25 protein-coding genes are annotated in these 24,603 nt (G+C 60.2%); 9 read left to right on the forward strand and 16 right to left on the reverse strand.

Features of this window, described 5'->3' with window-relative positions; all coding sequences use genetic code 11:
• From ACIY1O_RS04155 to ACIY1O_RS04185, 7 genes are read right to left on the reverse strand one after another with little or no spacing between them, the layout of a single operon-like run.
• Positions 1–1,059 (reverse strand): phenylacetaldoxime dehydratase family protein, encoded by a 1,059-nt coding sequence (locus ACIY1O_RS04155; RefSeq protein ID WP_397473820.1) that lies wholly within the window; start codon positions 1,057–1,059, stop codon positions 1–3.
• A gap of 17 nt (positions 1,060–1,076) precedes the next feature.
• On the reverse strand, positions 1,077–2,012 hold the full coding sequence (locus tag ACIY1O_RS04160) for a carbon-nitrogen hydrolase family protein (protein WP_397473821.1): 936 nt from the start codon (positions 2,010–2,012) through the stop codon (positions 1,077–1,079).
• A gap of 13 nt (positions 2,013–2,025) precedes the next feature.
• Positions 2,026–2,727: an ABC transporter ATP-binding protein gene (locus tag ACIY1O_RS04165; RefSeq protein WP_397473822.1), complete on the reverse strand. Its 702-nt coding sequence runs from the start codon at positions 2,725–2,727 to the stop codon at positions 2,026–2,028.
• Positions 2,711–3,439 (reverse strand): ABC transporter ATP-binding protein, encoded by a 729-nt coding sequence (locus ACIY1O_RS04170; protein ID WP_397473823.1) that lies wholly within the window; start codon positions 3,437–3,439, stop codon positions 2,711–2,713. The genes ACIY1O_RS04165 and ACIY1O_RS04170 overlap by 17 nt, the downstream gene beginning before the upstream one ends.
• Complete coding sequence (locus ACIY1O_RS04175; RefSeq protein ID WP_397473824.1) at positions 3,436–4,470, reverse strand: branched-chain amino acid ABC transporter permease; 1,035 nt, start codon at positions 4,468–4,470, stop codon at positions 3,436–3,438. Before ACIY1O_RS04175 ends, ACIY1O_RS04170 begins: the two co-directional genes overlap by 4 nt.
• Positions 4,467–5,333, reverse strand: a complete 867-nt coding sequence (locus ACIY1O_RS04180; protein WP_397473825.1) for a branched-chain amino acid ABC transporter permease — start codon at positions 5,331–5,333, stop codon at positions 4,467–4,469. Before ACIY1O_RS04180 ends, ACIY1O_RS04175 begins: the two co-directional genes overlap by 4 nt.
• A gap of 47 nt (positions 5,334–5,380) precedes the next feature.
• Positions 5,381–6,553 (reverse strand): ABC transporter substrate-binding protein, encoded by a 1,173-nt coding sequence (locus tag ACIY1O_RS04185; protein ID WP_397473826.1) that lies wholly within the window; start codon positions 6,551–6,553, stop codon positions 5,381–5,383.
• A 180-nt stretch (positions 6,554–6,733) separates the two neighbouring features.
• Here ACIY1O_RS04185 and ACIY1O_RS04190 point away from each other — a divergent pair, with 180 nt between their 5' ends.
• Positions 6,734–7,480, forward strand: a complete 747-nt coding sequence (locus tag ACIY1O_RS04190) for a TrmB family transcriptional regulator (RefSeq protein WP_397473827.1) — start codon at positions 6,734–6,736, stop codon at positions 7,478–7,480.
• A gap of 166 nt (positions 7,481–7,646) precedes the next feature.
• Positions 7,647–8,027: a VOC family protein gene (locus ACIY1O_RS04195; protein WP_397473828.1), complete on the forward strand. Its 381-nt coding sequence runs from the start codon at positions 7,647–7,649 to the stop codon at positions 8,025–8,027.
• Positions 8,028–8,055: 28 nt separating this feature from the next.
• Here ACIY1O_RS04195 and ACIY1O_RS04200 read toward each other — a convergent pair whose 3' ends face one another.
• Positions 8,056–8,961 (reverse strand): spermidine synthase, encoded by a 906-nt coding sequence (locus tag ACIY1O_RS04200; RefSeq protein ID WP_397473829.1) that lies wholly within the window; start codon positions 8,959–8,961, stop codon positions 8,056–8,058.
• Between the two features lie 192 nt (positions 8,962–9,153).
• On the opposite strand from ACIY1O_RS04200, the gene ACIY1O_RS04205 reads away from it, so the two are divergent.
• Complete coding sequence (locus ACIY1O_RS04205) at positions 9,154–10,743, forward strand: Na/Pi cotransporter family protein (RefSeq protein WP_397473830.1); 1,590 nt, start codon at positions 9,154–9,156, stop codon at positions 10,741–10,743.
• 52 nt (positions 10,744–10,795) lie between these two features.
• Here ACIY1O_RS04205 and soxZ read toward each other — a convergent pair whose 3' ends face one another.
• The 4 genes from soxZ to ACIY1O_RS04225 all read right to left on the reverse strand — a co-directional run bounded on the left by soxZ (position 10,796) and on the right by ACIY1O_RS04225 (position 14,156).
• On the reverse strand, positions 10,796–11,122 hold the full coding sequence (gene soxZ / locus ACIY1O_RS04210; protein WP_397473831.1) for a thiosulfate oxidation carrier complex protein SoxZ: 327 nt from the start codon (positions 11,120–11,122) through the stop codon (positions 10,796–10,798).
• Positions 11,123–11,135: 13 nt separating this feature from the next.
• On the reverse strand, positions 11,136–11,639 hold the full coding sequence (locus ACIY1O_RS04215; RefSeq protein ID WP_397473832.1) for a thiosulfate oxidation carrier protein SoxY: 504 nt from the start codon (positions 11,637–11,639) through the stop codon (positions 11,136–11,138).
• Complete coding sequence (locus ACIY1O_RS04220; protein ID WP_397473833.1) at positions 11,626–12,954, reverse strand: FAD-dependent oxidoreductase; 1,329 nt, start codon at positions 12,952–12,954, stop codon at positions 11,626–11,628. The genes ACIY1O_RS04215 and ACIY1O_RS04220 overlap by 14 nt, the downstream gene beginning before the upstream one ends.
• A 149-nt stretch (positions 12,955–13,103) precedes the next feature.
• Positions 13,104–14,156: a cytochrome-c peroxidase gene (locus ACIY1O_RS04225; protein WP_397473834.1), complete on the reverse strand. Its 1,053-nt coding sequence runs from the start codon at positions 14,154–14,156 to the stop codon at positions 13,104–13,106.
• Between the two features lie 219 nt (positions 14,157–14,375).
• Here ACIY1O_RS04225 and ACIY1O_RS04230 point away from each other — a divergent pair, with 219 nt between their 5' ends.
• Both ACIY1O_RS04230 and ACIY1O_RS04235 read left to right on the forward strand, forming a co-directional pair.
• Positions 14,376–15,572 (forward strand): MFS transporter, encoded by a 1,197-nt coding sequence (locus ACIY1O_RS04230; RefSeq protein ID WP_397473835.1) that lies wholly within the window; start codon positions 14,376–14,378, stop codon positions 15,570–15,572.
• A gap of 85 nt (positions 15,573–15,657) precedes the next feature.
• On the forward strand, positions 15,658–15,831 hold the full coding sequence (locus tag ACIY1O_RS04235) for a hypothetical protein (RefSeq protein ID WP_397473836.1): 174 nt from the start codon (positions 15,658–15,660) through the stop codon (positions 15,829–15,831).
• A gap of 90 nt (positions 15,832–15,921) precedes the next feature.
• Here the strand turns inward: ACIY1O_RS04235 and ACIY1O_RS04240 are convergent, their stop codons facing one another.
• The 3 genes from ACIY1O_RS04240 to ACIY1O_RS04250 all read right to left on the reverse strand — a co-directional run bounded on the left by ACIY1O_RS04240 (position 15,922) and on the right by ACIY1O_RS04250 (position 20,053).
• On the reverse strand, positions 15,922–17,910 hold the full coding sequence (locus ACIY1O_RS04240; protein WP_397473837.1) for a TonB-dependent receptor domain-containing protein: 1,989 nt from the start codon (positions 17,908–17,910) through the stop codon (positions 15,922–15,924).
• 138 nt (positions 17,911–18,048) lie between these two features.
• A complete protein-coding gene (locus ACIY1O_RS04245; protein WP_397473838.1) occupies positions 18,049–19,377 on the reverse strand; it encodes a sensor histidine kinase in 1,329 nt (442 codons plus the stop codon).
• Positions 19,364–20,053: a response regulator transcription factor gene (locus tag ACIY1O_RS04250; protein WP_397473839.1), complete on the reverse strand. Its 690-nt coding sequence runs from the start codon at positions 20,051–20,053 to the stop codon at positions 19,364–19,366. Before ACIY1O_RS04250 ends, ACIY1O_RS04245 begins: the two co-directional genes overlap by 14 nt.
• A gap of 102 nt (positions 20,054–20,155) precedes the next feature.
• On the opposite strand from ACIY1O_RS04250, the gene ACIY1O_RS04255 reads away from it, so the two are divergent.
• The 4 genes from ACIY1O_RS04255 to ACIY1O_RS04270 are packed head-to-tail and all read left to right on the forward strand — an operon-like array spanning position 20,156 to position 23,646.
• Positions 20,156–20,470, forward strand: coding sequence for an iron transporter (locus ACIY1O_RS04255; protein ID WP_397473840.1), 315 nt, complete (start codon positions 20,156–20,158; stop codon positions 20,468–20,470).
• The gene (locus ACIY1O_RS04260) at positions 20,467–22,059 is read left to right on the forward strand and encodes a PepSY-associated TM helix domain-containing protein (RefSeq protein WP_397473841.1); all 1,593 of its coding nucleotides are present in this window, start codon (positions 20,467–20,469) and stop codon (positions 22,057–22,059) included. Before ACIY1O_RS04255 ends, ACIY1O_RS04260 begins: the two co-directional genes overlap by 4 nt.
• A complete protein-coding gene (locus tag ACIY1O_RS04265; RefSeq protein WP_397473842.1) occupies positions 22,056–22,394 on the forward strand; it encodes a DUF3325 domain-containing protein in 339 nt (112 codons plus the stop codon). The genes ACIY1O_RS04260 and ACIY1O_RS04265 overlap by 4 nt, the downstream gene beginning before the upstream one ends.
• A gap of 55 nt (positions 22,395–22,449) precedes the next feature.
• The gene (locus tag ACIY1O_RS04270) at positions 22,450–23,646 is read left to right on the forward strand and encodes a multidrug effflux MFS transporter (RefSeq protein WP_397473843.1); all 1,197 of its coding nucleotides are present in this window, start codon (positions 22,450–22,452) and stop codon (positions 23,644–23,646) included.
• A 31-nt stretch (positions 23,647–23,677) separates the two neighbouring features.
• Here ACIY1O_RS04270 and ACIY1O_RS04275 read toward each other — a convergent pair whose 3' ends face one another.
• Positions 23,678–24,502 carry a helix-turn-helix domain-containing protein gene (locus ACIY1O_RS04275; protein WP_397473844.1) on the reverse strand — a complete coding sequence of 275 codons (825 nt, stop codon included), beginning with the start codon at positions 24,500–24,502 and terminating at the stop codon, positions 23,678–23,680.
• Between the last annotated feature and the right edge of the window lie 101 nt (positions 24,503–24,603).

A 24,603-nucleotide genomic window follows, 5' to 3' on the forward strand; every position in this document is an offset into this window, starting at 1 on the left:
TTAGCGACTACCGCGCTGCCAGGCCACGCCATACTGCAGCATGCCGGTTTGGGGATGGCAATTGACGTACTCAAAACAATTACCCATCAACAACACAAAAAGCTCATGCCAGGTAATGACCTCGCGCTTTTCTTTGTGCAGGCGATTCATGGCGATGGCGTGCCGGTAGATATCAAGATGAGTTTCATGGCTGGCAGCCCATTTTTCGAGCTTGTGCATGGAAGAAAATGCACCCAGCACCGAGGTTTCGGCCCGGGGGCTGCCGTCTTCGTTCAAGTTGGTCATGATGCGCAATGACATGCAGCCGGTTTCAGCCTTGTTTTCAGCCAGATAGCGCATGCCTCGAAGAAGCTTGGGCTGAAGAGCCTCCATGTAGTCTTGCAACTGCTCTTGGCCGGCGCCTTCCCAATACTGGCCGGAGCGCAGAATGGTGACGTTATGAGGCACCTGCACCATCAGGTGCCGGCCCAGAGTTGAGCGATTGGAGTGTGGCACAGGCTCAAGGGGTGCATCCAGAACGTCAATCGCGGAAACCGGCAGGCGGTCGCGAGCTGCGCCGAAGAAGCCATTATTGGTAATGGGCACCACCACTGTATCGGGGGTTCGACCGAAACCGATACGATAGTCTGGCCCGGAATAGATGGTCTCGTGGCGGTCGTATGGGACCACAATGGCTTCCCACCAATAACCTGCGCCGGCATCCAGATGGCTCTCTTGGTTGTACCACTGGCGGAATCCAGATTGCTCAGCCCAGCGGGCATAGCGGGTTGGATCGGTCCAGTAAGCCGCAACGATGCCGTTGGTATAGCCGGCCTCATCTTCGCAGCGCATTATTTCGTAGGATTCCGGCGCATCTTCCCCTGTGAACATGCCGCGCAGCATTTCGTAGAATGCGTTTTCCACCGACCAATCCAGCGGCTTGGCCTGAATGCCGAAATACACGCTGGCCAGAGCAGGCACCGGGCGATTCCAGCGCAGCGAGAACCGAGGCGCGGCCGGCTGGTGTCCTTCCGGGCGCCGGGCCGGAACGGTTCTATCGTATTCAATGTGAAAAGGCATTTACATGTCTCCTGTTGCTAGCCTTCGGATGCAGAACGTACTACCTTCATGGCCCTGTCCTGGATGGTAAGCTGGAACACATCGGGGCGGCCATAATGGCCCACCACATCAAAGTCAATCTTGCTGCGGACCAGATCCTTGGTATCCAGCTCGGCTGTTAATATGCACTCGCCCGAAAAATCGGGTCCGGCAAGAACCATTCCGTAAGGATCGACGATGACGCTGCCGCCGCGCATCAGCACTTCACCGGCATCGTCAGTGATATGGTTCTGGAACACGTCGGGAAACTGATCTCGGGTGAGATATTGGCAAGCCGATAAAACAAAGCAACGGCCTTCGAGAGCCACGTGCTGCATCGTTGGAACCCAGGTATCGCGGTCGTCCGCGGTGGGGGCGCAATAAATCGCGAGATTCTGGTTATACATGGCGGTGCGCAGCAGCGGCATGTAGTTTTCCCAGCAGATTACTGCACCCATATTGCCCCAGGGTGTGGGCACTGCCGCCAAGGTGGAGCCATCGCCGAACCCCCAGCATAAACGCTCGGCGGCGGTGGGCATGAGCTTGCGACGCTTACCCAATAGCTCGCCCTCGGGTCCGAAAAATAACGCCGTGCAGTACAGGGTGCCGCCATCGCGCTCGATTACGCCTATGGTGACGAATATGCCGGCATCATGCGCCGCCTGCCCGATGGCAAGGGTCTCTGCACCTGGCACGGCGATGGCATGTTCGAAATACGCCCGGAACTCTTCACGGCCTTCAAAGGTGCGCCGGCCTATGGATATGCCGAAATTCGCCCCCTTTGGATAGCCGCCGATAAATGCCTCGGGAAACACCGCCAACTGGGCGCCCCGCCTGCCGCACTCTGCTATTAGATCTGCCGCCTTTTCAACCGTCGCTGCGGTATCAGCCGCCACTGTCGACGCTTGAACCACTGCTGCTACAAACTTTGACACGTTGTTCTACTCCTTAGATGCCCAGATATGTCCGTCGGATTTCATCGTTCTCCTCGAGTTGCCGCGCCGTGCCTTCCAAGGCAATGTGCCCGCTTTCCAGCACGTAGGCGCGCGAAACAACCTTCAGCGCGCTGGCCACGTTTTGTTCAATTAGCAGCACGGCTATGCCCTCTTGGTTGACCTTGAGGATGGCCTGGTGCACCTCGTCGACCATCATCGGCGCCAGACCATGGCTGGGCTCATCAAGCAGCAGCAACTTGGGATCAGCCATTAATGCCCGGCCCAACGCCACCATTTGCTGTTCACCGCCAGACAACGTGCCCGCGGCTTGGTCACGCCGCTCTGCGAGGCGAGGAAATAAATCGAAGCAGCGCTTCAATCCGGACTCCAGCGACGCCCTGCGCCGATGGTATGCACCCATCAAAAGGTTTTCGTATACGCTCATTTCGGGAAAGACGTGCCGGCCTTCGGGTACGCATGCCATGCCCAGACCAACCCTTCGATGCGCCGGCAGACGGATGAGATCGCGTCCACTGAACTGGATGCTGCCCTGTACTTTGGGCAGCAAGCCGCATATGGCCTTGATGATGCTGGATTTGCCCGCCGTGTTGGCGCCCAGTATGGCTACCGTTTCTCCTTCGGCAACGTTGAGGCTGACCTCGTGCAGCACGGGCCGCGCGCCATAGCCTCCGGTAAGCTTAGTGATGTTGAGCATGATCGCCTCCCAGGTAGGCCTTGATGACGTCTTCGTTGCGCGACACTTCGGAAGGAGACCCATCGGCGATGAGCTTGCCGAAATTCAGCACCAGCAGCCTTTCGGAAAGCCGCATGATGGCGCGCATGTGATGCTCCACCACGATCAGGGTCAAACCGTCACGGTCGCGCAGCTCGCGCAAGGTCTGAATGACTGTGTCCATCTCGATGGGAGTCAACGCAGCCATGACCTCATCAAGCAGAAGCACACGCGGCTGAGTGGCCAGTGACCGCGCCACTTCGCCAAGCGCCCGCTGCGGAAACGTCAGGTCGTCCACGTCTACGTCCGCGAAGCGCTTAAGCCCCACCCGATCGAGGCAATCCATGGCCAGCGCGCGTGCTTCGCGCAAGGGGTGGCGCAGCAACCCCGCGGTGGTGACGTTATCGAGCAGGCTCATTTCGGGAAACAAAGCCGTGTTCTGGAACGTTTTGGTCATGCCTTGCCTGGCGATGACGTGTGGCCGCTTGCCATCGACACGCTCTCCATCGAAATGGATGGCGCCCTGGGTGGGCTTCTGCAAGCCAACCAACATGCTGAACAATGTCGTCTTGCCCGCGCCATTGGGGCCGATCAAGCCAATGATTTCTTGCGGTTCAACAGTAAAGGAAACATCATTGACTGCGACGAGGCCGCCAAAACGAACAGTAAGGTTTTGCGTCTGCAATACGGTCATGTCTTGGCTCCTGCACGTGCTTTCGATGCGAAGCCCGAACCTTGTCCTGTCGCCTCGCCGGCAGCCTCCGGCTCCACGCCGCTGCCGCGGCGGCTTCTGAATATGGATACCAGCCCGCGCGGACGCAATATGACGACCGCCACCAGTATCAGGCCAAAGATGAAGGGCGCGATTCCTGCCGCATCATTTGAAAAATAGGTGGTCAGGACTTCTTCGAGCGGAACGATAAGGAGGGCCCCGATGATCGGACCCGCCAGCGTACCCACGCCCCCGACAATAGCGATAAGCGCGGCTCGAATTGAAATATGAGACAAGCTGAAGACGCTTTCAGGGTCGAAGAAGAAGGTGAACTGGGCAAACAAAGTGCCCGTCGCGGCGGTAAGTGCGGCGGAAATCAAGCTGCCCATAAGCTTGACCCTGAGCGTGTTGACGCCAGACACCTCGGCCGCCTCTTCGTTCTCTCGTACCGCACGCAGCAGGTAACCCATTTTGCCGTAGGCGAGCAGTGCAAATACGATGCTGACAACAAGGAACAACCCCACGAACAAGTACACGTAGTTGCCCGCGCCCTTGAACTGCATCATTGCCCAGGAATCGCCGACGAAAGGAACCGAAATGCCCTGCGGCCCGCCCGTGACGCCCGGAAGTGCCGTTGCCAGGATTCGGCAGGCCTCGCCAAACGCGAGTGTAGCCAGGGCAAAATAAGGGCCCTTGAGGCGCATGGTGGGTAAGGACAGGATGAAAGCTGCGACCATGGCCAGCAACATCCCCAGGAACATGCCCAGCCAGGGTGTAATGCCCCACTGCACTTGCAGCACCGTCGAACTGTAGGCGCCAATGCCGAAGAAGGCGGCATGCCCGAGTGAAATCTGGTTCGCCAGACCGCCCACAATGTTCCAGCACTGACCTAAAGTGGCCGCCAGCAGAATCAGGCAAACAACACGCAGGGCATAGCCGCGCGGGTCAAGAGTAAGCGCCAGGATAATCGCCGCTATGGCGATGAGGCCGACCAAAAACAAAGAACGTTTCATCGGGCGGCCCTCCCCAGCAGTCCTTGCGGCCAAAAGGCCAAGGCAATGATGAATATGACGAACAAGACGAGGTTCTGCAGCTGAATTGGCATGAATAGGGTGGAAACGGATTGAATGACGCCAACCAGCACACCGCCGACCAGCGCCCCCATCACGCTGCCGAGCCCGCCCAACACCACCACGGTGAACATCAACACCACGAACTGCGCGCCTGCCGTCGGACTAACCGAAGCGTACGAGAGAATGATGCCCCCGCCAAAGGCGGTAAGCCCCGTGCCCAAGCCGAAGGCGATGGTGTAGATAAGGCGCGTATCCACGCCGAAAAGTTGAGCCGCATCCTTTGCTTGCGAGGTTGCACGAATAGCCCGCCCCAGCCAGGTATGGTTCAGCAGCAGGAACAAAAGAACCGATATCAAGACAGCCGCAACGAAGGCGACCAAATAGGGGACGGAAAGAAAGATCGGCCCGAGTTCGAGCGCGATAGTCTGGTATGGCGTGCGCACCGAACGGAAGTCGGAACCGAACACCAGCAGAGCACCGTTTTCAAGTACGGTCAGCAAGCCGACCGTCAGGAAGATCTGGGCCACCGCGGGAGCATTGAGGATGTGCTGTACAAATAAACGTTGGCAGATTGCCCCCAGGGCAAAACCGATCAGAAGCGCGACGAAGGCGCCCAGAATCGGATCCAAGCCCAGATACGCCCAGGCGAACCAACCGGCATACATGCCGATCATAAGAAACTCTGCTTGCGCGAAGTTGACGATCTTGAGGACGCCAAAGACCAGGGAAAGCCCCACGGCAATTACGCCGTAGACCCCCCCGATCAGGATTCCGTCGACAAGCGTTTGTAATAATGCGGACATGATGAAAACGCCTTTCTAGCCTATTGTGTAAGTAGCCGCCCGAGCGATCACTTGACCTCTTGTCCGCGCCAGCGCGCCGGTGCAGTGGCGGCTTCTTCCGGATACACCGTCAGCAGTTCCTCTCCGCGCCATTGGACAAAGATGGGAAATGCCGTGGAGCTGAGCCCGGTTTCGCCGAACGCAGTGCAGCCGCCAGGGATACCGGCCGAGAAGCCGTCGCACTTCTTGAGGCCCGCAATGGCATCGCGCACCTTGTTGGAATCGGTGCTGCCGGCAACTTTTACAGCTTCGACCATGTGTTGCAAGGCCGCGCCATACATGATCGACTCGTGGGCCATGAAGACGCCGTGCTTCTGCTTGTAACGCTCGGCGATGTCTGGAACGGCGTCATAGTTGGCCGGCGCGATCGAATAGACATCGTCAGAGAATTCGCCCAGAGCTTTCTGGAAATCGGGCACGATATAACCTGCGGCGCCGCCCACAATCGGCAAATCGATCTTTTGCTGGCGCATGGTACGAATGATCAACAATGCGTCATTGAAGTACGACACGGGAAACACGAGTTGTGCGTCAGAGCGACGCAACTTGTTGATAAGAGGCGCCACGTCGGTAATGCCCAGCGGATAGGCGTCGTCAATCACAACGTCGATACCCGCCGCTTTGGCGCCATTACGGATACCGTTGGCCTGAGCGGTACCGTAAGCCGTGTCTTCGTAGAAGATGGCGATCTTGTCGATTTTTTCGCCCGCTTTCTCGGCCACATCGATGGCGTACTGAAACTGCTTTTCGCCGAACGTGGTGGCCTTGGGGCTTACTTGGAAAATATAGCTATAGCCGCGGCTGGTGATCTGGTCGGCGAACGAGTGCGTGATCATTGGGGTTTCGGTGCGCTCGGTTACCTCTGACGCGGCCAAAGTGATGGAGCTGACGAACGCCCCAACAACGCCGGACACGTTTTCGCGGCTGACCAGACGCTGAACCGCCGAAGCAGCCGCGTTGGGTTCGGGTACATCTGCATAGATAAGCTTGACGTCGGTACCGTCCTGCTTGATGTCTTCAAGGGCCATTTCGATGCCGTTTCGGGCGTTGATGCCGAACTGGGCATTGGGGCCGCTTAGTGGCAGGACCACCCCAATCTTGATGGTTTCGGCTGTTGCCTGGAACGATGTGCCGGATAGTGCAGCCACAGCGGCAAAACCGATAGCGAACTTGCGCAGCATGATCTCCCTCCTGGATTAAGAATGTGCGTGATGTTGGAATGCAGTGTATCCAGCGCCGGCTACAAAGGTCAAATAATTTCGACAAAAATGTAGATCATATGGTGATAACCCCTACTAAATGCCTTATTTTTAAGGTTTTTTTATGGTAAATTGTTGTCGAGATTAATCGACATTATATTAATGAACATGTTAGAACGACTCACAGCCCTGGGCCTGGACGACAAAGAACAACGGTTTTACCTGGCCGCGCTCCAATTGGGCGCCGCACCCGTGGCCGATATCGCCACCCGGGCCGGCGTTTCCCGCACCAATGGATATGACCTGTTCGAACGACTCGAACAAAAAGGTTTGCTCAGCCAAACCAGCGCAAGCAAGGGAGTGCGCAAGGTCGTCGCCGAAGATCCCGCCGTGCTGATACGCGACTGGGAACGCAAGCGCATGATGCTCAACGAGCTGGTGCCTGAACTGCGCTCCATCTACAACGGCAGTTCCAGCCGGCCGCGCACCCGCCTGTACGAGGGACGAGAAGGCATTGAGCGCGCCTTGTGGGAAACCCTGGAGTGCCGATCGAAAATGCTGTATGCCATCTTGTCGATGCACGAGCTTCGCGAAGTGCCCGGCCTGCAATGGATGGAAGGCTTCATCGCCGAGCGCATCCGCAAACGCATCGAACTCAAGGTGCTTCGGTCGCCCGCGCGCGAAACCGACAACATCTGGCCCACCGAGGCGTACCGCGAAGTGCGCTTCGCTCCAAAAGGCGTGGACCTGAGCATGTCCATGTACATCAACGATGACACGGTCACCTACGTTTCATCCAAAGTAGAGAACTACGCCCTCATCATAGAAAGCCGCGAACTGGCCACGCTCAACCTTACTTTCTTCAATTCCATCTGGTCCTTCAGCGAACCGCTGGCGCCATCGCCCTGAGACGGGCATACAAGGTTCTGTATACAACAGCGGATGTATTTTTCACTGGTGATTCTTCCTGGGCGCAACAGCGCCAGTGAATCAATGCACCCAAAATCGTGTAAAAAGGAGTGGTGCCGAGCATGGCTCGCCACCATGCTTTGAACATCAACCCAGGAGCCCAGCCATGACCGCCAAACTCAGGCATTTCGCCATCTGTGTCACCGACCTTGAAGCCGCCGCCAAGTTTTATCAGAATGTGTTCGGGCTGAAGCGGGTGGGTGAAGAGACGCTGGAGATGGGCTCGGGCGTTTATTTGAGCGACGGCGTGGTGAACCTGGCGCTGCTCAAGGGCTCGCCGGGCAGCGCGATGGACGGCTACGTGGGCTCTCACCATTTCGGCTTTATTGTCGAAGACGCCGATGCAACGGCAAAAAACATCGAACAACATGGCGGAAAGTTCTTCTTCAGCCTTGGCGACCCCGAAAAGCACAACTTCGAGCAAAAATTCAAGGACCCCGACGGCATCGTGTTCGACATTTCCACCAAGGGCTGGCTGGGCACCTGACAAGACGTCCCTGCATTGACCGGGCGGATCAGTCTCTAAGCGGCTCCACGTCTCGGGGCCAATCATCCACCCTGGAAAACCGCGACAGCGCGAGGGATGCGTCGATGCCGAAAGGCTCCAGTCGCCGCGCCAGGTCGGCGGCATTCTGTTGCAGGGTCTCGTCGGCGGGCAAGCCGGACGGCACGGCGATGATCACGCGGTTGCCGTCCAGCCGGGCGCGCAGGTTGAAGAAAGAGCCAAATACCTGGCCATAGGTGGCCGACTCTCGGTCATACAGTTCGCTTCCGGCGAATGAATTGCCCGCCACCACGCCCTGCTCCGACAAGATCGACTTGATTTGCTCGAAGAATTCGACCGTCAACAGGTGACGCGGGATGTAATCCACGTCGAAGGCGTCGAGCATCACCATGTCGTATTTGTGGCCTTCGCGGGCGGCGCGCTCGACGAACTCGCGGCCATCCTCTACGAAGACGCGCTGCCTGGACCCGGGTTGATAGCCAAAATAAGATTGCGCCACCTTGACGACCGCCGGGTCGATTTCCACGCTGTCTATGACGGCATCGGGCGCGATGCGGGCCAAGGCGGTGGGCAGCGTGCCGCCACCCAAACCGATAATCAGAATGTTGCGCGGCTGCGGCAATACCAGCAACGCGCTGGTCATCATCCGGGTGTATTCAAACACCATTTTGTCCGGGTCGGACAATTGAAAGCAGGTCTGGCGACCATCGGCGTCCATGCTCTCGAAGCTCATGCAGCGCTCGCCATAGCGTTCGTAGACCACCACGGTGGAAAACCCGGAGGGCTCTTCGTGCACCAACTGGGCCTGGCCGGTTAGCCCCGACGGCGCAAAAACGATGAACACGACGGCAACCACCGCCGCCAAGAACAAACCACCCGATGCGAATCGCCGCCACCGCTTATGCAATAAACCCACGTCGTCCTCCTTTGGTATGCCTGCCGCACAGGCATCTCCCGCCGCTATTACTCTACTCGCGTCACGGCCGCCCAGCGCGGGCGCAACCGCCCCCGAATGGCGCTCCGCCGCTGCCGACCCGGCCCCGCATTCTACGCGGCCCGCCGCCCAATCGGACCTATACTTCGACTTTCATCTTCAATCCGCAGCCCCATGCTCGACATTATCTTCCCCTTTGCCGGGGGGCTTGGTCTTTTTCTGATCGGAATGATGCTGCTGTCCGAAGGATTGGTGGCGTTCGCCGGCGGATCGCTGCAGCGCGTGCTGCTGACACTTACTGGCAGACCCATCAAGGCTTTCGCCTCGGGCGCATTGGTCACCGCGCTGGCGCAGTCCTCCACCGCCACCACGGTGACGCTCATCGGCTTCGTCAGCGCGGGGCTGATCACCTTTTCACAGGCAATCGGTGTGGTGATCGGCGCAAGCCTGGGCAACACCGCAACAGGCTGGATCGTGTCGGGCCTGGGCCTGAAGATCAACCTGGGCTTCTACACCTTGCCCCTGATAGGCATCGGCGCCTTGATGAAACTGCTGGCCAGGGGAAGAGGCAGCGACCTGGGCCGCGCCCTGGCGGGCTTCGGCATGCTGTTCCTGGGCCTAAGCACGCTGCAGGACGGCATGCAGGGGCTGGCCGCCTCGTTCAGCCTGGCCCATCTTCCGGCGGGCGGCTACGGCGCCTACCTGCTGATCATGCTGGTCGGCCTCGCGCTGACCGCCGTGCTTCAATCCTCGACCGCCGCCATCGCCATGACACTGACGGCCCTGGATGCAGGCGCCGTCAACTTCGATCAGGCCGCCGCCGTGGTGATCGGCGCCTCCATCGGCACCACCCTGACCGGCGCGCTGGTGTCCATCGGCGCCACCGTCTATGCCAAGCGAACGGCAGTGGCCTACATTTTGTTCAATGTGGCCTCGGGCCTGATCGCCCTATTGCTGCTGCCCTGGCTTCTGCCGGCCCTGCATGCCGCAGGCGCCTACATCGACGTGGTTCCCGGCGCCATTGCGCTGGCGGCCTTCCATAGCGCCTTCATCGCCATTGGCGCATTGATCGCCCTGCCGTTCACAGATCGATTCGCCGCATTGGTGAAGCGGCTGGTTCCAGGGCGTATCGCACAGCTCGAGCACCATCTGGACACAAGCCTGCTGGGCGTGCCGGCGGTGGCGCTCGAAACCTCGCAACGCACTCTGTTGGACGTCGCCAGCCGGCTAATCGACCTGTATCGCCAAACCCTGGACAAATCCATGCCGGTCTCCGCGGCCGAAGAACTGCGGCGGATGGACAAGATACTGGACGAAGCCTATGAGTTCATGGTGCGCATGCAGCTTCCATGGGACGACGAGCGCATGAACGAACGGCGCAGCGCGCAACTGCATGCCGTCGATCATTTGCTGCGCCTGCTTGGACGCATCCAGGGCATGGCGGCGAACGGCACGGATTTTCAGAACCCGGCCTACCGTGCCGCCTTGGCGCGGGCCATGAACATGGCCGAAACCGCGCGACAAGGCTTGGACGGAAAAGCGCCGGCAACATGGCTGCAAGAGCTGGAAACGGGCTCCGCCGCCCAGGCGGATCTGCTGCGCGAGGCGCGATGCGAACTGCTTGCGGGCTCGGCGCCCGACAGCCAAGCATCGCTTACCCTGCGCACGACCGAGATCTACCGTTGGCTCGAGCGTACCGGCCGGCATATCTGGCGCGCCAGCCACTACCTTCATCAAAGCGCCGGCGAGCCCGCGCCCCCTTGAGACCAAAAAACCGCCTCCTCGCCGCCAGCTGCTCTTTAGCAACCTGCCGGCGCTATTCGACAACCGACAGCAGCTTGCTTCCTTTGACCACCGTCCCCGCGTCGTCGATCCAGCCCATGCGCAGCTCGCCGGACCGGCGGGCCACGAAAGTAAACTCGATATAAGGGTTCTGCGAAACGGCGGTTTCGGGTTCCCAGGTGAACAGCAGGTCGTCGTCGAGCCTGGCCTCGAACTTCGAGACGATGTTGCGCGCTATCGTCTTGCCGTCCGGGCCAAGCCGCATTCCGCTTTCCATGCGATGTTCGATCAGAGCGCGTACACGCACCACCTCGCCCTGCTTGGGAGAGTCGTTGCTGATCCATATACGGGGAGTGCTCATTTGCGTTGGATTCCTACATTCCGCATCCGCCGGCCGTAACCGTGATGTGCCGGCGAGCCGCCAGGACCCGGCCGTCGCTCATGCGCGCCAAGGCCTGGATAGACTGCGTTTCGATCAGGCGCAGGCGCACGGCGACTTCGGTCGTGCCCGCGAGCGGCGTGAACTGGAAGCGGCAGGCCATCGGCCTGGGATTGCCCTCGGCGATGATGACCAGTTCCTTGCAATAGGAATCGGCCGTGATCGGCACATCGAGTATCGCCTTGACCGGCACCGCCGCCGGGTTGTCGCCCAGAACGGGCATGTCGAGCTTCAGCCCTTCGTTGAGCGATTGGGCGCCATCCAGAAAGGCGTCGACGATGGCCTGAACCTCGGCCGGATCGGCGCCCTTTAGTTCCGGCTGGCTTTGCTGTGCGCGAAGCGCCGGCGAGGCCAGCGCGGCGCCCAGGCCCAGCGCCACACCTTCGAGCAGGCGGCGGCGCGTTCGGAAGCCCTTGGCGTGCTGTTTAGAGAAAATCATTGAAACGGCTCTTGATCCATTCAAAATCTTTGGCGACCAGATCGGCCGAACGCACGTCCATGTCTATCTGGGATTGCAGCACTTTTCCGGTGGGGTCGACCTCGTACTCGAAGACCACGGAAATTTCTTCTTGAGGGTCTCCGTTGACCATCATGTAGCAAAGGTTGTCGGGCAGAACTGGAACGACCTCTTTGCCCGCCACGCGCTCGGCGATGTTCTTTGCCACGATCTTGCCGATGGCATGCGCCACGTGGGCGCTTTTGGGATAGTGACCGAATTGGTCGGAAATGGCCCCCATGGCATCGCCTACCACATAGACGTCGTCGTCATCGCTGGCGGTGAACAGGCGAGGGTGGATGTCGGCCCAGCCGGTGGGCTTGCCATCGGGCCCCTTGCCGATGAGGCCGGCATACCAGACCATGTCTGCCGCCTGGTGCGGAGGCATAAGGATGGCGTGGTCGAAATCGAAATCGCCCGCGGCCGTTTTGATGCGCTTGTTGAAAGGATCGACTTCTTTGACCGCGGCGTTGGGCACGTGGGTGATGATGTCGGGGTATAGCTCTTCGAATGCAGCGCGATAGCCCTCGCCAATGGGCGCGATCTTGGCTTTAGGGTCGAGGATGATAATCTTGCCGGGAATATTATTCGTCTTGAAATGCCAGGCAATGAGGCAAGCACGTTCATATGGCGACGGCGGGCAGCGATGTGGCGGCGGGGGCAGGGTCATGACCACAGTGCCGCCTTTGAACCCTTTGAATTTACGCTTCAAGGCCATCATCTCGGCATTCGGTATATACGCATTCGGGAAATGTCGGCGCGTATATTCGGCGGCGTAGCGGTCGTCGCCAAACCAGGCATCGTAGGCGTCCCGGATGCCGCCAGACAAAATGAGATAGTCGTAGTCAATGGCGCCATGCGTCGTGCGGACGGTTTTCTTGTCGCGCTCGATGCCGTTAACTGTGGTGTTGATCAAGGTGTAGCCGTACCGATTAGCCGGATCGAGCATGTCGTGGTTGAGGAAATCGGTGTCGACGATATCGATCAGCCATTTGTTGCTCATGGGGCCCGACCAGAAGGTCGGGTTACGCTCGAGCAGTACGACATCCGCGTCGGGAATATATTGACGCAAGTAGCGCGCGGCAGTCATGCCGCCCCATCCGCCCCCGGCGACGACAATGCGCGGCCCCTTGCCGCGACGCGGCAAAAGCGTGGTCTTGCTGTGGATGGCGGCCGGTGAGGCCAGGGTGGTGGAAGGAAGACCCAGGGCTCCGATGGCCAGGGCGGGAGGGGCAAGCAAAAAGCTTCGACGGTCCATTTTGTTCTCCTCGCAGTCATACATGACATACCGAAGGGGCAGACCAGCCCCGCTAGTTCGGCAAGCTTATCAGCAAACGCCGAATAACTCCATGCAACACAAGGCAATGGCCGGCGTGTGCCGGCCGCTTGCTTATCCCGGCGACACCATTACATGATCGTGGGACGAGGCGTCTCGGGCGTGCTGGCCGGCAGGATGGGGTACTCGACCTGCGGCTGATCGCCGGTAAGGGTGTGCAGCCAGGCGGTAATGGCCTTGACCTCTTCGCCATTAAGCTCTTGACCCAGTTGGCTGGTGCCCATGATGGCCACGGCCATTTCAAGATCCCAGACCTCGCCGCTGTGGAAGTACGGCGCCGTCAGGGCGATGTTGCGCAAGGGGCCTGCACGAAATACATATTCGTCCGATGCTGTTGCAGTGACGGTGAAACGGCCCTTGTCGTCGGGCGGCAGGATGTCGGCGCCGGGGCGCTTGATGACACCGAAGGGAAAGTAACCCTGGCCGCCGACGTTAACGCCGGAATGGCAGGCTACGCAGCCTTTGTTGATGAACAGGCTGAGGCCCTTGATTTCGAGGTCGTCCATGGTGTCCTTACCCGCCAGGAACTGATCGAAACGCGAGTTGGGCGTAACCAGCGTACTTTCGAAAGCCTCGATGGCCTTGGCCATGTTGTCGAACGTGACCGGGTCGGCCTCGCCCGGGAAGGCCTTGGCGAAGAAGTCGACATAAGCCGGAATGCTTTTCAACGTGTCTTCCACATGATGGGGCGTGGCGTTCATTTCGACACTAGCCTGTACCGGGCCCTTGGCCTGCTCCGCCAGGTCGGCCGCGCGACCGTCCCAGAACTGGGCGGCGTTGAACACCGCGTTGAACACTGTGGGCGAGTTGCGCGGACCGGCCTGCCATCCGTGGCCGATGGAGGTGGGGATGTTGTCGGCGCCGCCCGTGCCCACGCTGTGACAGGTATTACAGGTAATGATATGACTGCTGGACAAGCGGGGCTCGAAGAACAGCCATTTGCCCAATTCAATCTGGTCGCCAGAAAGCTTTCTCTGCTCGATCACTTCTTGTACCTGCGGAATCGGCGTGAACAGCCGACCTGCGAGTTCACGAAGCTCGTCAACGTTTGGGGCTTGGGCAAAGGCGGTTGCACCGACCAGCAAGGCGGGCAAAGCTAACAAAGAAGAAAAAGCGCGTCTCATGGCGATACTCTCCGGCGTAAAGACTCGAACAAGGCAAAGAAGCAACATTAGCCCAGTTTTGTGCCGTCAAGGATACTATCCGAGCCTTGCGTTTGCGTTAAGTCAATAGTCGTGCGAATCGGACGGTTAGACGATGAAGTCCGTATAATCCCGATGCAAAACTCTCGTACCCAAAGCACTTGCTCTGGTGCGGGACACTTCTTTTATTGTTTCTCTTCAATGTCCCCCTCCCCTAAAGCCTCCTACGCACGCACCTTGTATATCGGCTCCTTGGTTGCGCTGCTTTCGCTTGGCGTACGCGCCACCTTCGGCCTGTTCATGCAGCCCATGGGACTGGAAAACGGTTGGGGGCGCGATGTATTTTCGATGGCTTTCGCCATCCAGAATCTTTTCTGGGGCGTGGGCTCGATATTCATGGGCATATTGGCCGACCGTTTCGGCTCGGGCCGTACAATCGCGGTCAGCGCGTTGCTGTATGCACTTGGCATGTTCGGCATGTATTACTCGCATACCGAGATGCAACTCTACTTTACGGCCGGCCTGCTGGTGGGCCTGGGTCAGGCCGGCACCACGTTTCCAGTCATTCTGCCCGTTGTGGCGCGTGCCGTTCCCCTGGCTTACCGCAGCACCGCCATGGGCTTGGCCAGTGCCGGAGGCATGCTTGGGCAGTTCCTTATCGTGCCCGGAGCGCAAGTGCTGATCACCAGCACCGACTGGACGAGCGCGCTGTGGGTAATGTCTTTACTCATGGCCGCGGCTATTCCGCTTGCCGTATTCTTGAAGGGACGTCCCGACACTCCTGCCGGCACGCTTTCCCTGGGCGGCGCCGTCCGCCAGGCCCTGGCCCACAAATCGTTCCACTTGCTGTTCTGGAGCTATTTTGTCTGCGGCTTCCATACGGCCTTCGTTACCTTGCACCTGCCGGCATACCTGACCGACGGCGGCCTGAACGCCGGCCACGGCGCAACGGCTCTGGCCCTGATCGGGCTGTTCAATATCTTCGGCTGCTACGGCGCAGGCAAGCTGGGCGAACGCATCAGCAAGAAGACACTTCTTGCCTGGGTGTATTTCCTGCGCGTCTTCGGCATCATCTGGCTGATTTCCCTGCCCATGACCCCATTCGTGGTCTATGTGTTCGCCGCCTGGATGGGCTTGTTCTGGCTAGGCACAGTGCCGCTTACCCTGGGCCTGATCGGGCAGATCTACGGCTTGCGCTACGCCTCCACGCTATCGGGCATCGCGTTCCTGGGCCATCAGGTGGGCAGTTTCGTAGGGGTCTGGTGGGGCGGCTATGCCTATCAAACCACCGGCAGCTATACAATGGTATGGATGGTCAGCATTGCGCTGGGTCTCCTCGCCGCGGTGCTTTGCCTGCCCATCAAGGAAAGGCCGCTGGCGGCGCCGGCGGCGGCTTGATGCGCTCGCCTCCATGCCATGCGCTGCGCGCCATGAACCAGCAGCCTCATCGCTGCCAGCCTTGTTAGTTGCATAGGTCGATACCATGTACGATTCATCCAGCCAGTTGCCGCATGAAAACAAACCCCGGCGCTTCAAGCCCGCCCGGGTGGCCGGTCTGGCATTGCTGGCCGCGGTGCTGGCGCTGGCCTTCGTCGGCCACCTCACCCCCGACATGAAGGTGCAATGGGCCAATTTCGTGTCGATGTGCGGGTTTTAAGGCGTCGTCACAAAAAAATGGCGCCGGAATAATCTCCCGCGCCAAAGGTTTCAAGGCCGCTCCGCGCAACGACGGCGGGCGTCCCCAGGCTCAAAAGTCCACGGTCAGGCCGGCGTAATAGCGGCGGCCGTCAAGGTGCTTTCCATACATTTCGCTTTCGATCTTCTTGTCGAACACGTTGTATATGCCCACGAATCCGCTTACGTTGCGATTGAAGCGATAGTTGGCGCCGACGTCCACCAAGGTGTATGAAGGAAGGCGATCCTCGCCGCCATCGATGGTGTCGCTCTTGAACTTCAGCTTGCCCCATACGCCCAGTTGGCTGGAGGCCGTCCAGTTCAGGCCCAGGTTGAACATGTGCCTGGGCGTATTGTTGAATGGCTTGCCGGCGTCGGCGCCGCTCTTGATCTCGCTGTCTGAATAGGTGTAGTTTGCGGTCAGGCGCACGTCGCCGATAGGCATGCCGAAGCTGGCCTCGACGCCTTTCAAGTCGGCCGAATCCAGGTTGATGTACTGCTGGATGCTTTCGCGGGTTTCGCCGTTGTAGGTGCAGCTTGGCGGGGCGCCGGCCGGAGTCCTGCAAACATAATGCTTGTCGATCTTGTCCTTGAAGCGGGTGTAGTAGGCCATCACGCCGAAGTCCATCTGCTCGGGCGTGGTCCACGCAAAGCCCAGCTCGTAGTTGGTGCTGCGCTCGGGCTGAAGGTCGTTATTGCCCATGTCCCACGAACGGCCGCGCCCGGCCTGTTCGACAATATTGCTGTCGGCCTGCTTGAGCGTCGGCGTCCGGAAGCCGCCGCTGACTCCGCCCTTGAGCACCAGGTTGTCGTTCAGGTGGTACACGCCGTACAGCCTGGGCGTGACGTGATTGCCGTAATGCTCGTTCTTGTCCAGGCGGACGCCGCCTGTCAGGGCGAAGCTGTCGGTCAGGTAGTACTCGTCCTCGGCAAACACGGCGGCCTGCCAACGCGAAAGATTCAGTGTCTTCGAACCCGGAAAGCGATCCGCATCGTGCAGGGTTTCCTCCTTCTTGTATTCGGCGCCCACCGAAAGCACATGCGACTCGAACGGCATCACCGACTTCGTGTTGAAAATGGTGGACTTGTACTCCGACTCGTTCGTGCTGTTGACGATGGTGACGTCTTCGCTCAAGACATAGGTTTTGGTGTTGGCGTTGGAGCCCCACTTCCAGTCATGGGTCAGGCCGTAGTGGACCCGCTTGTTGTCCATGTCCATGGGGGTGCCCGACTTTGCGGTGCGCAGGTTGTCGGTGGTGGTGATTCCGCCCTCGAATTGCAGGCTGTGGTTGTCCGTCAGTATCCAGTCGAGCTTGGCGTTGTTCGACGTGATGCGCTGGTCCGCATAGCCGGATTCGATGTCGTCCTCTGCCCGTCGAAAATGCGAGCCGTACACGGTCAGGCCCAGGCGTTTATCGACCAAGGGGCCGCTTAGGTAATACCGGCCCTGGTAGGCGTTGCCGGCTTCGGAATGCTGCTGCATGGTCGTGTCCAGGGTGACGCTGCCTGTCCAGGTGTCCGAGACTTTCTTGGTGATGACGTTGATCACCCCGCCCAGAGCGCTTGAGCCATACAGCGAAGACATCGGCCCCCGAATCACCTCGATCCGCTCGATGGCCGACACGGGCGGCAGCCAATTGGCCTGAGCGCCTCCGCCAAAGCCGTTGTAATACACCTCGGAGGACGAGCCCAGCGGCTTGCCGTCGACAAGGAATAGCACGTATTGCTCTCCCATGCCGCGGATGTTCACCTGGGTGTTTTCCAGCTTGCCGCCGGCGCCGCCCTCGATCGACACGCCGGGCACATCCTGGAGCGCGTCGGTGATGTTGCGGTAGGCCTTTCCCTCCAATTCCTCTTTGGGAATGACCGTGATGGTGGCCGGCGCATCGGCGATCATCTGCTCGAAACCCGAAGCGGTGACCACGACGTTGGGCAATACCGTCACTTCTTCGCCCGTCGCCGAGGCGGGCAGCGCCAAGGCGGCCAGGGCCGCGGTGGCGTATACAAGGCGATGACGCTTGGGCAGGCGGCACCCGGCGCGAGTCGATCGACGAACAAACATGATTCCCCTCTATTTCTGAATTTCTCGGTTATTTCAAGCCAAACCGGCAGATTGACTAAATACGAATCAATCTTATTATTTGTTGAAACCAGGGAATTTTAAGGACTGACTCTGACTGAAATCTGACGTGCGGGCGACTCAGTTCGCAATGGCGAAGGTCAGGCGCAGCACACACGGCGCCGACTGGACGAAACAGGCGTCCCCTCCGGCATTGCGCATGACGCGGCGAACGATGGCCAGGCCCAGCCCCGAGCCGTCGCCATCCTGCCTGCCCTTGCGAAAGCGGCGGAACAGCTCGTCCTGAGATGCCAAAGGAATACCTTCGCCTTCGTCGGAAATATCCACGGCTGCAAGCCCGTCGTCGCATGCAAGCAGGCGTACCCGCACAACGCCCGCACCATGATGCAAGGCATTCTCGACCACATTGCGGACAGCTTCGCGCAATTGATCCGGATGGCCCAGGACCCAGACAGCCTCCGCCTCCACCCCTGCGAAAACCTCGACGACCCGCCCGCGATCATCAAACAAGGGCAGCAGCTTGGCGACGGCTTCCCGCACGATGCGCGGCAGATGCGTGCGATGCGAGCCCGCCAGCGCTGCGTCCTGCGAGCCGCAATCGGCACGGGCCAGCAATAAAAGCTGGTTGACCAGTTTGCAAGCCTGCACGACTTCGCGTTTTACCGTATCCCAGTCGACCGGGCCGCCGCTGTCGCATTTTTGCAGCCGCAGGCTCAGCACCGCCAGGGGCGTGCGCAATTCGTGGGCTGCGTCGGCGACAATACGTTGCTCATACGCATAGGCTTGCGACAAACGCTCGAGGCCGTCATTGGCCGCCTTGGCCAGCGGCATGATCTCGCGCGGAAGTTTGTCCAGCGGAATGCGCCGCCCCGGATCGTGCGGACCGATGTCCGCGGCCAGCCTCGCCGCCTGCCTGACCGGACGCAAGGTCCAGTGCAACAGCGCGAGCACCAGCGCCAGCCCCAGCAAGCTGAAGGGCGCCAGGACGAGCAGCCCCTGCAACACCCGCGTCTGGAGAAAATTTTCTATCATCCTGCTCTCGAGGCGATCTTCCTTGGCCACCATCAGGATGGAACCGTCGTGCAGAGGAACCGGAACACTGATGATTCGCCCGCTGTGCATGGCCCAGCGGAAGCGGCTGGCCTCTTCGGCGAAAGAGCCTTGCTTGAGACGGCGCGGCCGCTCGAGATTGCTCGAATACCACAAGACCTTGCCATCGCCGTCGTAAAGCGTATAAGACATCTCACCGCCCCGCTGCCGCAAGGGAAGCCGATTGGGATCGCGATGCGATAAGAAATCCTCGGCGATTTCCTGGGCATGGATGTAGACCATGCCTCGGCGCAACTGGTCGCGCGTATCGAACAAATGGTAGGCCAGCACGCCAAAACCCAGCAAGAACGCGGCCAGCAGCGAAACCAGGACCCGGCATCGGAGACTATGGGCGCACATGCCCGTCTCCGGCAACCAACCGGTATCCCAAACCTCGCACAGTATCGATGTGGACGCTCGCACCCGCGGCCTCGAGCTTGCGCCGCAGGCGCGATATCAGCGCCTCGACGGCGTTGAGCGTCACGCCTTCGCTGTGCGCATACAGGCGCTCTTCGAGAACGTCTTTGATCACAAGACGGGGCGCCGAGCGCAGCAATTCTTCGAGCAGCATGGCTTCGCGGCGCGGCAGGCGCAGCACCTTGCCCGACACCGTGGCATGGCGAAATTCCGGCTCGTAGGAAAGATTACCCTGCGTAAGCGCGATGAAGCCGTGGGCGGAACGCCGCAACACCGCGCGGACGCGCGCCTCGAGTTCCGCCACCTCGACGGGTTTGAGCACATAATCGTCCGCACCCGCGTTCAGGCCCGCCAGTTTGCTTTCGAGCGCATCGCGTGCGGTAAGAACGATGCAGGGCACTGGTCCGTTGCGGCTGGCGTTGCGGGCGGCCAATACCTCGATGCCATCCATGTCGGGCAGGCCCAGGTCAAGAATGATGGCATCGTAGCGGGCCACCTCCATGGCATCCATGGCCTGCCTGCCCGTGCTTGCCAAGTCAACGACAAAGCCGCAGCGCTGCATGTGTTCACCCAGCAAGCCCCTTAACGGGCCATGGTCGTCGACGATCAGAAGTTTCATGCAGCAATCCATTTTCAGGCCATGGAAGCACGTCAGCCAGCCATCAGCAAAAGCTTGCATTATATGCTCCAAAATGAAATTGATAGTCGTTCGCATTCAATTATGAGCACACGGAAAACAAACAAACCACAAAAGCTGCCGCCGACCGCCCACAGGTGGAACATCGCCTCGCGCACGCTACTGGCGGTGGCGGGCGGCTACGCCATTGCCGCCGCGGCCACGGCAAGCCTCAGCCTGGCGCTGCCCCTGCCGCGCGCACAAGCGGTGATGGCCGCCACGCTGCTGTCGTTCGCGCTGTACTGCGCCCTGGCCGTTTGGGCCTACAGCGCCGCCACGGCGCGCCGGGCCTGGGCAGTGGCCGCCGTCCTGGCAGTGCTTCCGGCGGGTCATTTGGCATTAAGGTGGGCTACGGCATGAACGGACTCGGATTGCGCCAGGCCAATTCCTGGCTCCACACATGGTCGGGCCTATTGCTGGGCTGGCTGCTGTACGCGGTTTTCTTCACGGGGGCGCTGAGCTTTTTTCGCGACGAGATCAGCTTCTGGATGCAGCCCGATCAACATGCATCGGCCGCCCACGCCGAGGCGCCCCAACGCGCTGTGGAGGCCATGCATTCCATGGCGCCCGACGCATCGCTATGGACGATCACCCTTCCCGGCCCGCGCAACCCCACTATCCAGGCGCGGTGGTTCGAGCAGGGCGAGCGGCGCAGCAAGTTCGGCGGGCAACGCGCCGTGCTGGACGGAACCACGGCGCGGCCGCTGCCCGTACGTGAATCACGCGGCGGAGACTTTCTGTATCGCTTTCATTTCGAGCTGTATGGCATGCCCCGCGTGGCGGCCCGCTGGATCGTCGGCATCGCCACGATGATGATGCTGGTGGCGATCATCAGCGGGATCATCACGCACAAGAAGATTTTCGCGGACTTCTTCACCTTCCGGCCGCGCAAGGGGCAACGCTCGTGGATGGACGCGCACAACGTCCTGGCCGTGCTGGCGCTGCCCTTTCACCTGATGATCACATACAGCGGCTTGCTGCTGCTGATGTTCATGCTGATGCCCTGGGGCGTGGACAGCGCCTACGGGGGCGACCGGCAGACTTTCTTCTCGGAACGGGGCAATCGAGCGGTTGCCGGCGCGCAAACGCCCGCCACCGAAAAAGTGCCGGCGCCCCTGACCGCCATCGCCCCCCTGGTTCGGCAAGCTCGGGACAGGTGGCCCGGCGGGCTCGAGCAGATTACAGTCACCGACCCGGGCACCAGCCACGCGATTGTCGAGCTGCGTGAACGGGGCGCAAGCAGCCTGCTCGACCGGGGCAGAAGCGAACGGCTGCTGTTCGACGGCGTAAACGGAACGCCGCTGGAGTCGCCCGAACAAGCCGGGCCCGACGCCTTCTCGGCCATCTACAACGTTTTTTCCAGCCTCCATCTGCTGCGCTTTGCCGACACCTGGCTGCGCTGGCTGTTCTTCGTCGGCGGTGTGCTGGGTTCGGCCATGATCGCCTCGGGCATGATCTTGTGGGTGGTCAAGCGCCTGCCGCAGCGCCGCAAGCACGGCAGCCACCTGGGTCACCGCATGGTCGAGGGCTTGAACGTGGCAAGCCTTGCGGGCCTGCCAGTGGCCATCAGCGCCTATTTCTGGGCCAACCGCCTGCTGCCCGTCTCGATACAGGCGCGCGCCGATTCCGAAATTCTGGTGTTCTTCCTGGGCTGGGCAGCCTGCCTCATTCACGCTTTCCTTAGGCCGCATCGCAAGGCATGGCGGGAGCAGCTAAGCATCCTCGCCCTTTTGCTGGCCCTGCTTCCCTTGTACGACCTGCTTCAGGGCGCCGGCCGGCTGTCAGTGGCGCTGTCCAATGGAAGCTGGGTGGCGGCGGGCATGGATCTTACACTGCTAGGTTTTGCAGCGCTGGCGGTTGCAGGCGTCTACTTCATGAGAGCCGGCAGACAAAAACCGGTCCGGCGGCCGTCAAGGTCGGCAGAAGGCATCGAAGGGGCGGCGCCATGAACTGGACCAGTCTGCTTCTGGGATTCTGCGGCTTGACCCTGCTGGCCCTGAGGATGGAGCGGCATCGGGAACAGGTTTGGGGAGATCGGCCGTTGGCGGCCGCGCCTTTCGTCTTCACGAGCGGCGGTTGGCTGCTGCTTGGCCTGGCCGCCATACCGCCCATCAGCCGGCATGGCGCATCCATAGGCCTGGCGGTATGGGCGGGCGAACTGACCATCGCCGCAATGGCGGTGGTGCTCTTGCATACGTACGCACCGCGGCGGGTTCCGTCAGTGCTCGCGGCGGTCGCTGCTGTGGCGCTTGCGGCGACGCTGATTACCGAAAGCCTTATGTAAGCGGCGATCTCGTAGAATAGAGAGCTTTGCCATCTCTCGAGTAGGAACCACATTCATGAACGCCAGCCGGAACGGCTCCATGGTCCTTGTGCTGGGCATGCTTGCCGCCACCGGTCCGATGGCCATAGACATGTACCTGCCCAGCATTCCCGCCATGGCCGGAGCGCTGAACGCCGGCGAAGGGGCTGTGCAGCTTACGCTGATGACTTTCTTCGTCGGCCTTATGCTGGGCCAGCTGGCCTACGGCCCACTGTCGGATAAGTACGGCCGCAAGCCCCTGGCATATCTGGGCCTGACCATCTTCACCCTTGGTTCAGTCGCCTGCGCCCTGGCCACGGACATTTCCCAATTGCTGTGGCTGCGATTTTTGCAGGGCATCGGCGGATCCATCGGCATGGTCATCGCTTTTGCCGTCATCAAAGATCATTTTTCCGGGCCGGACGTGGGAAAGATGATGTCGCTGGTGCTGGCGGTACTGGGGATCACGCCGGTGCTGGCGCCGCTTGGCGGTGACCTGCTTCAGAACATCGGGTCATGGCGCAGCATTTTCTGGTTCATGGTAGCTTTTGGCATCGTGCTCATGGCGATGGTAGCCACGCTGCTGCCCGAAACCCGCAAGCCGGCCGAGCGGCAAAGCTTCGTACTAGGACAAACCTTCCAAAACTACGGCCGCATCTTCATCGACCGGCGGTTCATTCCTTTTACATTGGCGCTATGCACGGCCCAAGCGGGCTTCTTCGCCTACCTTGCCGGGTCGGCCAGCGTGTTTATTTCAGAGCACGGCCTGTCTCCCACACAGTTCAGCCTGATTTTCGGCGTCAATGCCATAGGCTTGATGGCGGCGGCGCTGCTCAATCCCACTCTGCACCGGCGCATGGGCCCGATGGGCACTTTCCGCTACCTGGGTATTTTGTATTTCGCGGTATTGGCGTTGCTGCTTGTCTATCTGCTGCTTGGCGGCGCGAGCATCATCGTATGGAGCGCCGGCCTGTTCGTTGCTGTGGCGTCGCTGGGCTTTCTTATGCCCACGGGCAGCCAACTGGCCTTGATGCAACAGGGCCAATATGCGGGCACGGCCTCGGCGCTGATGGGCTCGATGCAGTTCGGCTTTGGCGCGCTGATATCCGGCGCCTCGGGGGCCCTGGCCCATTTTGGCGGGCTGGGCTTGACGACGATCATGGCCGCCTGCGCCTTAATCTCGATGCTGATCTGCCTGTTCTGGTTTCCGAAAAAACTGGACGCCTCGGCCTAAGGCGTGACGCCGGGCGCGGCCGCAATGCTTGTCAGGCGGGCGCGGCCTCGTGCGCCATCAGCTGCGCGGATATTTCCCGTGTGGCTTGCATCAGGTCGGGCATATGCTGCTTGACCACCTCGGACACCGTGGTGACGTTGTGCATCCAGGTAAGGTTGACCACCGCCACCACTTCGTCACCGGCCCAGATCGGCACCGCGATCGAATCGCGCTTATCGTCCCATTCGCGGCGCGTGTGGTCGAAATGGCCGCCAAAATCCTCGGCCCGTGTTCCGTATCCCAGGCTTCGCGTTTGCTTGAGTATGGCCTGCACGGCCCCAGGGCGATGAGCCAGATAGTTGCCTGGCTCGTTGCTGACCCGCAGCCGCTGCAGCACCGCCTGGCGTTCGGCCTCGCCACAGAAAGCCAGATAAGCGCGGCCGGTGGCCGAGCGCAGCATATTGACCCGAAAGCCGACGGGCCCTAAAGGTATATGCGAAAAATATGACTTGGGGCTGTTGGTTTCGATGACTTCCATATGGGTAAGGCGTGGCACCGCCAAGATCGAAGGCCAGTTCACTTTCTGACATAGGCGCCCCAATATGGGTGATGCCACCTCGACCAGAAACCCTTCGTCGTTAACTTGCGGCGGGCGCGGCTGATACGTGTGGCTGGCCATGAACGCCCCATCGGCCAGGCGTTGCCACACCAGGCCCCGCTCTTCGAGCGTGGCGATAATGCGGGTGAGCGTGGCTTTGGGCAAACCGGTTGCCAGATACAGATCGTGCAGGCTGGCATTACGCGACCTATGTAGGTAGCCAAGCACCTGCAAGCCGCGATCCAGCGCTCGGATCGTCTTTACTTTGTATTCGCGCATAGATGAATTTCACCTGGTGAAAACTTGCTTTTTGATGCTAGCAGTACGACATCGAATGCGCAACACTTTGTTCATTATAAAAATTCGCTTGAGACACGCAC

It is taken from the genome of Pusillimonas sp. (assembly GCF_044464525.1).
In the GTDB taxonomy this organism is placed as follows: Bacteria; Pseudomonadota; Gammaproteobacteria; order Burkholderiales; family Burkholderiaceae_B; genus Pusillimonas.

Excerpts from the sequence above, each read along its gene's own strand:
- ACIY1O_RS04155 (WP_397473820.1), bottom strand. The coding sequence starts at position 1,059 with ATGCCTTTTCACATTGAATACGATAGAACCGTTCCGGCCCGGCGCCCG.
- ACIY1O_RS04165 (WP_397473822.1), bottom strand. The coding sequence starts at position 2,727 with ATGCTCAACATCACTAAGCTTACCGGAGGCTATGGCGCGCGGCCCGTG.
- ACIY1O_RS04170 (WP_397473823.1), bottom strand. The coding sequence starts at position 3,439 with ATGACCGTATTGCAGACGCAAAACCTTACTGTTCGTTTTGGCGGCCTC.
- ACIY1O_RS04175 (WP_397473824.1), bottom strand. The coding sequence starts at position 4,470 with ATGAAACGTTCTTTGTTTTTGGTCGGCCTCATCGCCATAGCGGCGATT.
- ACIY1O_RS04180 (WP_397473825.1), bottom strand. The coding sequence starts at position 5,333 with ATGTCCGCATTATTACAAACGCTTGTCGACGGAATCCTGATCGGGGGG.
- ACIY1O_RS04185 (WP_397473826.1), bottom strand. The coding sequence starts at position 6,553 with ATGCTGCGCAAGTTCGCTATCGGTTTTGCCGCTGTGGCTGCACTATCC.
- ACIY1O_RS04190 (WP_397473827.1), top strand. The coding sequence starts at position 6,734 with ATGAACATGTTAGAACGACTCACAGCCCTGGGCCTGGACGACAAAGAA.
- ACIY1O_RS04195 (WP_397473828.1), top strand. The coding sequence starts at position 7,647 with ATGACCGCCAAACTCAGGCATTTCGCCATCTGTGTCACCGACCTTGAA.
- ACIY1O_RS04205 (WP_397473830.1), top strand. The coding sequence starts at position 9,154 with ATGCTCGACATTATCTTCCCCTTTGCCGGGGGGCTTGGTCTTTTTCTG.
- soxZ (WP_397473831.1), bottom strand. The coding sequence starts at position 11,122 with ATGAGCACTCCCCGTATATGGATCAGCAACGACTCTCCCAAGCAGGGC.
- ACIY1O_RS04215 (WP_397473832.1), bottom strand. The coding sequence starts at position 11,639 with ATGATTTTCTCTAAACAGCACGCCAAGGGCTTCCGAACGCGCCGCCGC.
- ACIY1O_RS04220 (WP_397473833.1), bottom strand. The coding sequence starts at position 12,954 with ATGGACCGTCGAAGCTTTTTGCTTGCCCCTCCCGCCCTGGCCATCGGA.
- ACIY1O_RS04225 (WP_397473834.1), bottom strand. The coding sequence starts at position 14,156 with ATGAGACGCGCTTTTTCTTCTTTGTTAGCTTTGCCCGCCTTGCTGGTC.
- ACIY1O_RS04230 (WP_397473835.1), top strand. The coding sequence starts at position 14,376 with ATGTCCCCCTCCCCTAAAGCCTCCTACGCACGCACCTTGTATATCGGC.
- ACIY1O_RS04235 (WP_397473836.1), top strand. The coding sequence starts at position 15,658 with ATGTACGATTCATCCAGCCAGTTGCCGCATGAAAACAAACCCCGGCGC.
- ACIY1O_RS04240 (WP_397473837.1), bottom strand. The coding sequence starts at position 17,910 with ATGTTTGTTCGTCGATCGACTCGCGCCGGGTGCCGCCTGCCCAAGCGT.
- ACIY1O_RS04245 (WP_397473838.1), bottom strand. The coding sequence starts at position 19,377 with ATGTGCGCCCATAGTCTCCGATGCCGGGTCCTGGTTTCGCTGCTGGCC.
- ACIY1O_RS04250 (WP_397473839.1), bottom strand. The coding sequence starts at position 20,053 with ATGAAACTTCTGATCGTCGACGACCATGGCCCGTTAAGGGGCTTGCTG.
- ACIY1O_RS04255 (WP_397473840.1), top strand. The coding sequence starts at position 20,156 with ATGAGCACACGGAAAACAAACAAACCACAAAAGCTGCCGCCGACCGCC.
- ACIY1O_RS04260 (WP_397473841.1), top strand. The coding sequence starts at position 20,467 with ATGAACGGACTCGGATTGCGCCAGGCCAATTCCTGGCTCCACACATGG.
- ACIY1O_RS04265 (WP_397473842.1), top strand. The coding sequence starts at position 22,056 with ATGAACTGGACCAGTCTGCTTCTGGGATTCTGCGGCTTGACCCTGCTG.
- ACIY1O_RS04270 (WP_397473843.1), top strand. The coding sequence starts at position 22,450 with ATGAACGCCAGCCGGAACGGCTCCATGGTCCTTGTGCTGGGCATGCTT.
- ACIY1O_RS04275 (WP_397473844.1), bottom strand. The coding sequence starts at position 24,502 with ATGCGCGAATACAAAGTAAAGACGATCCGAGCGCTGGATCGCGGCTTG.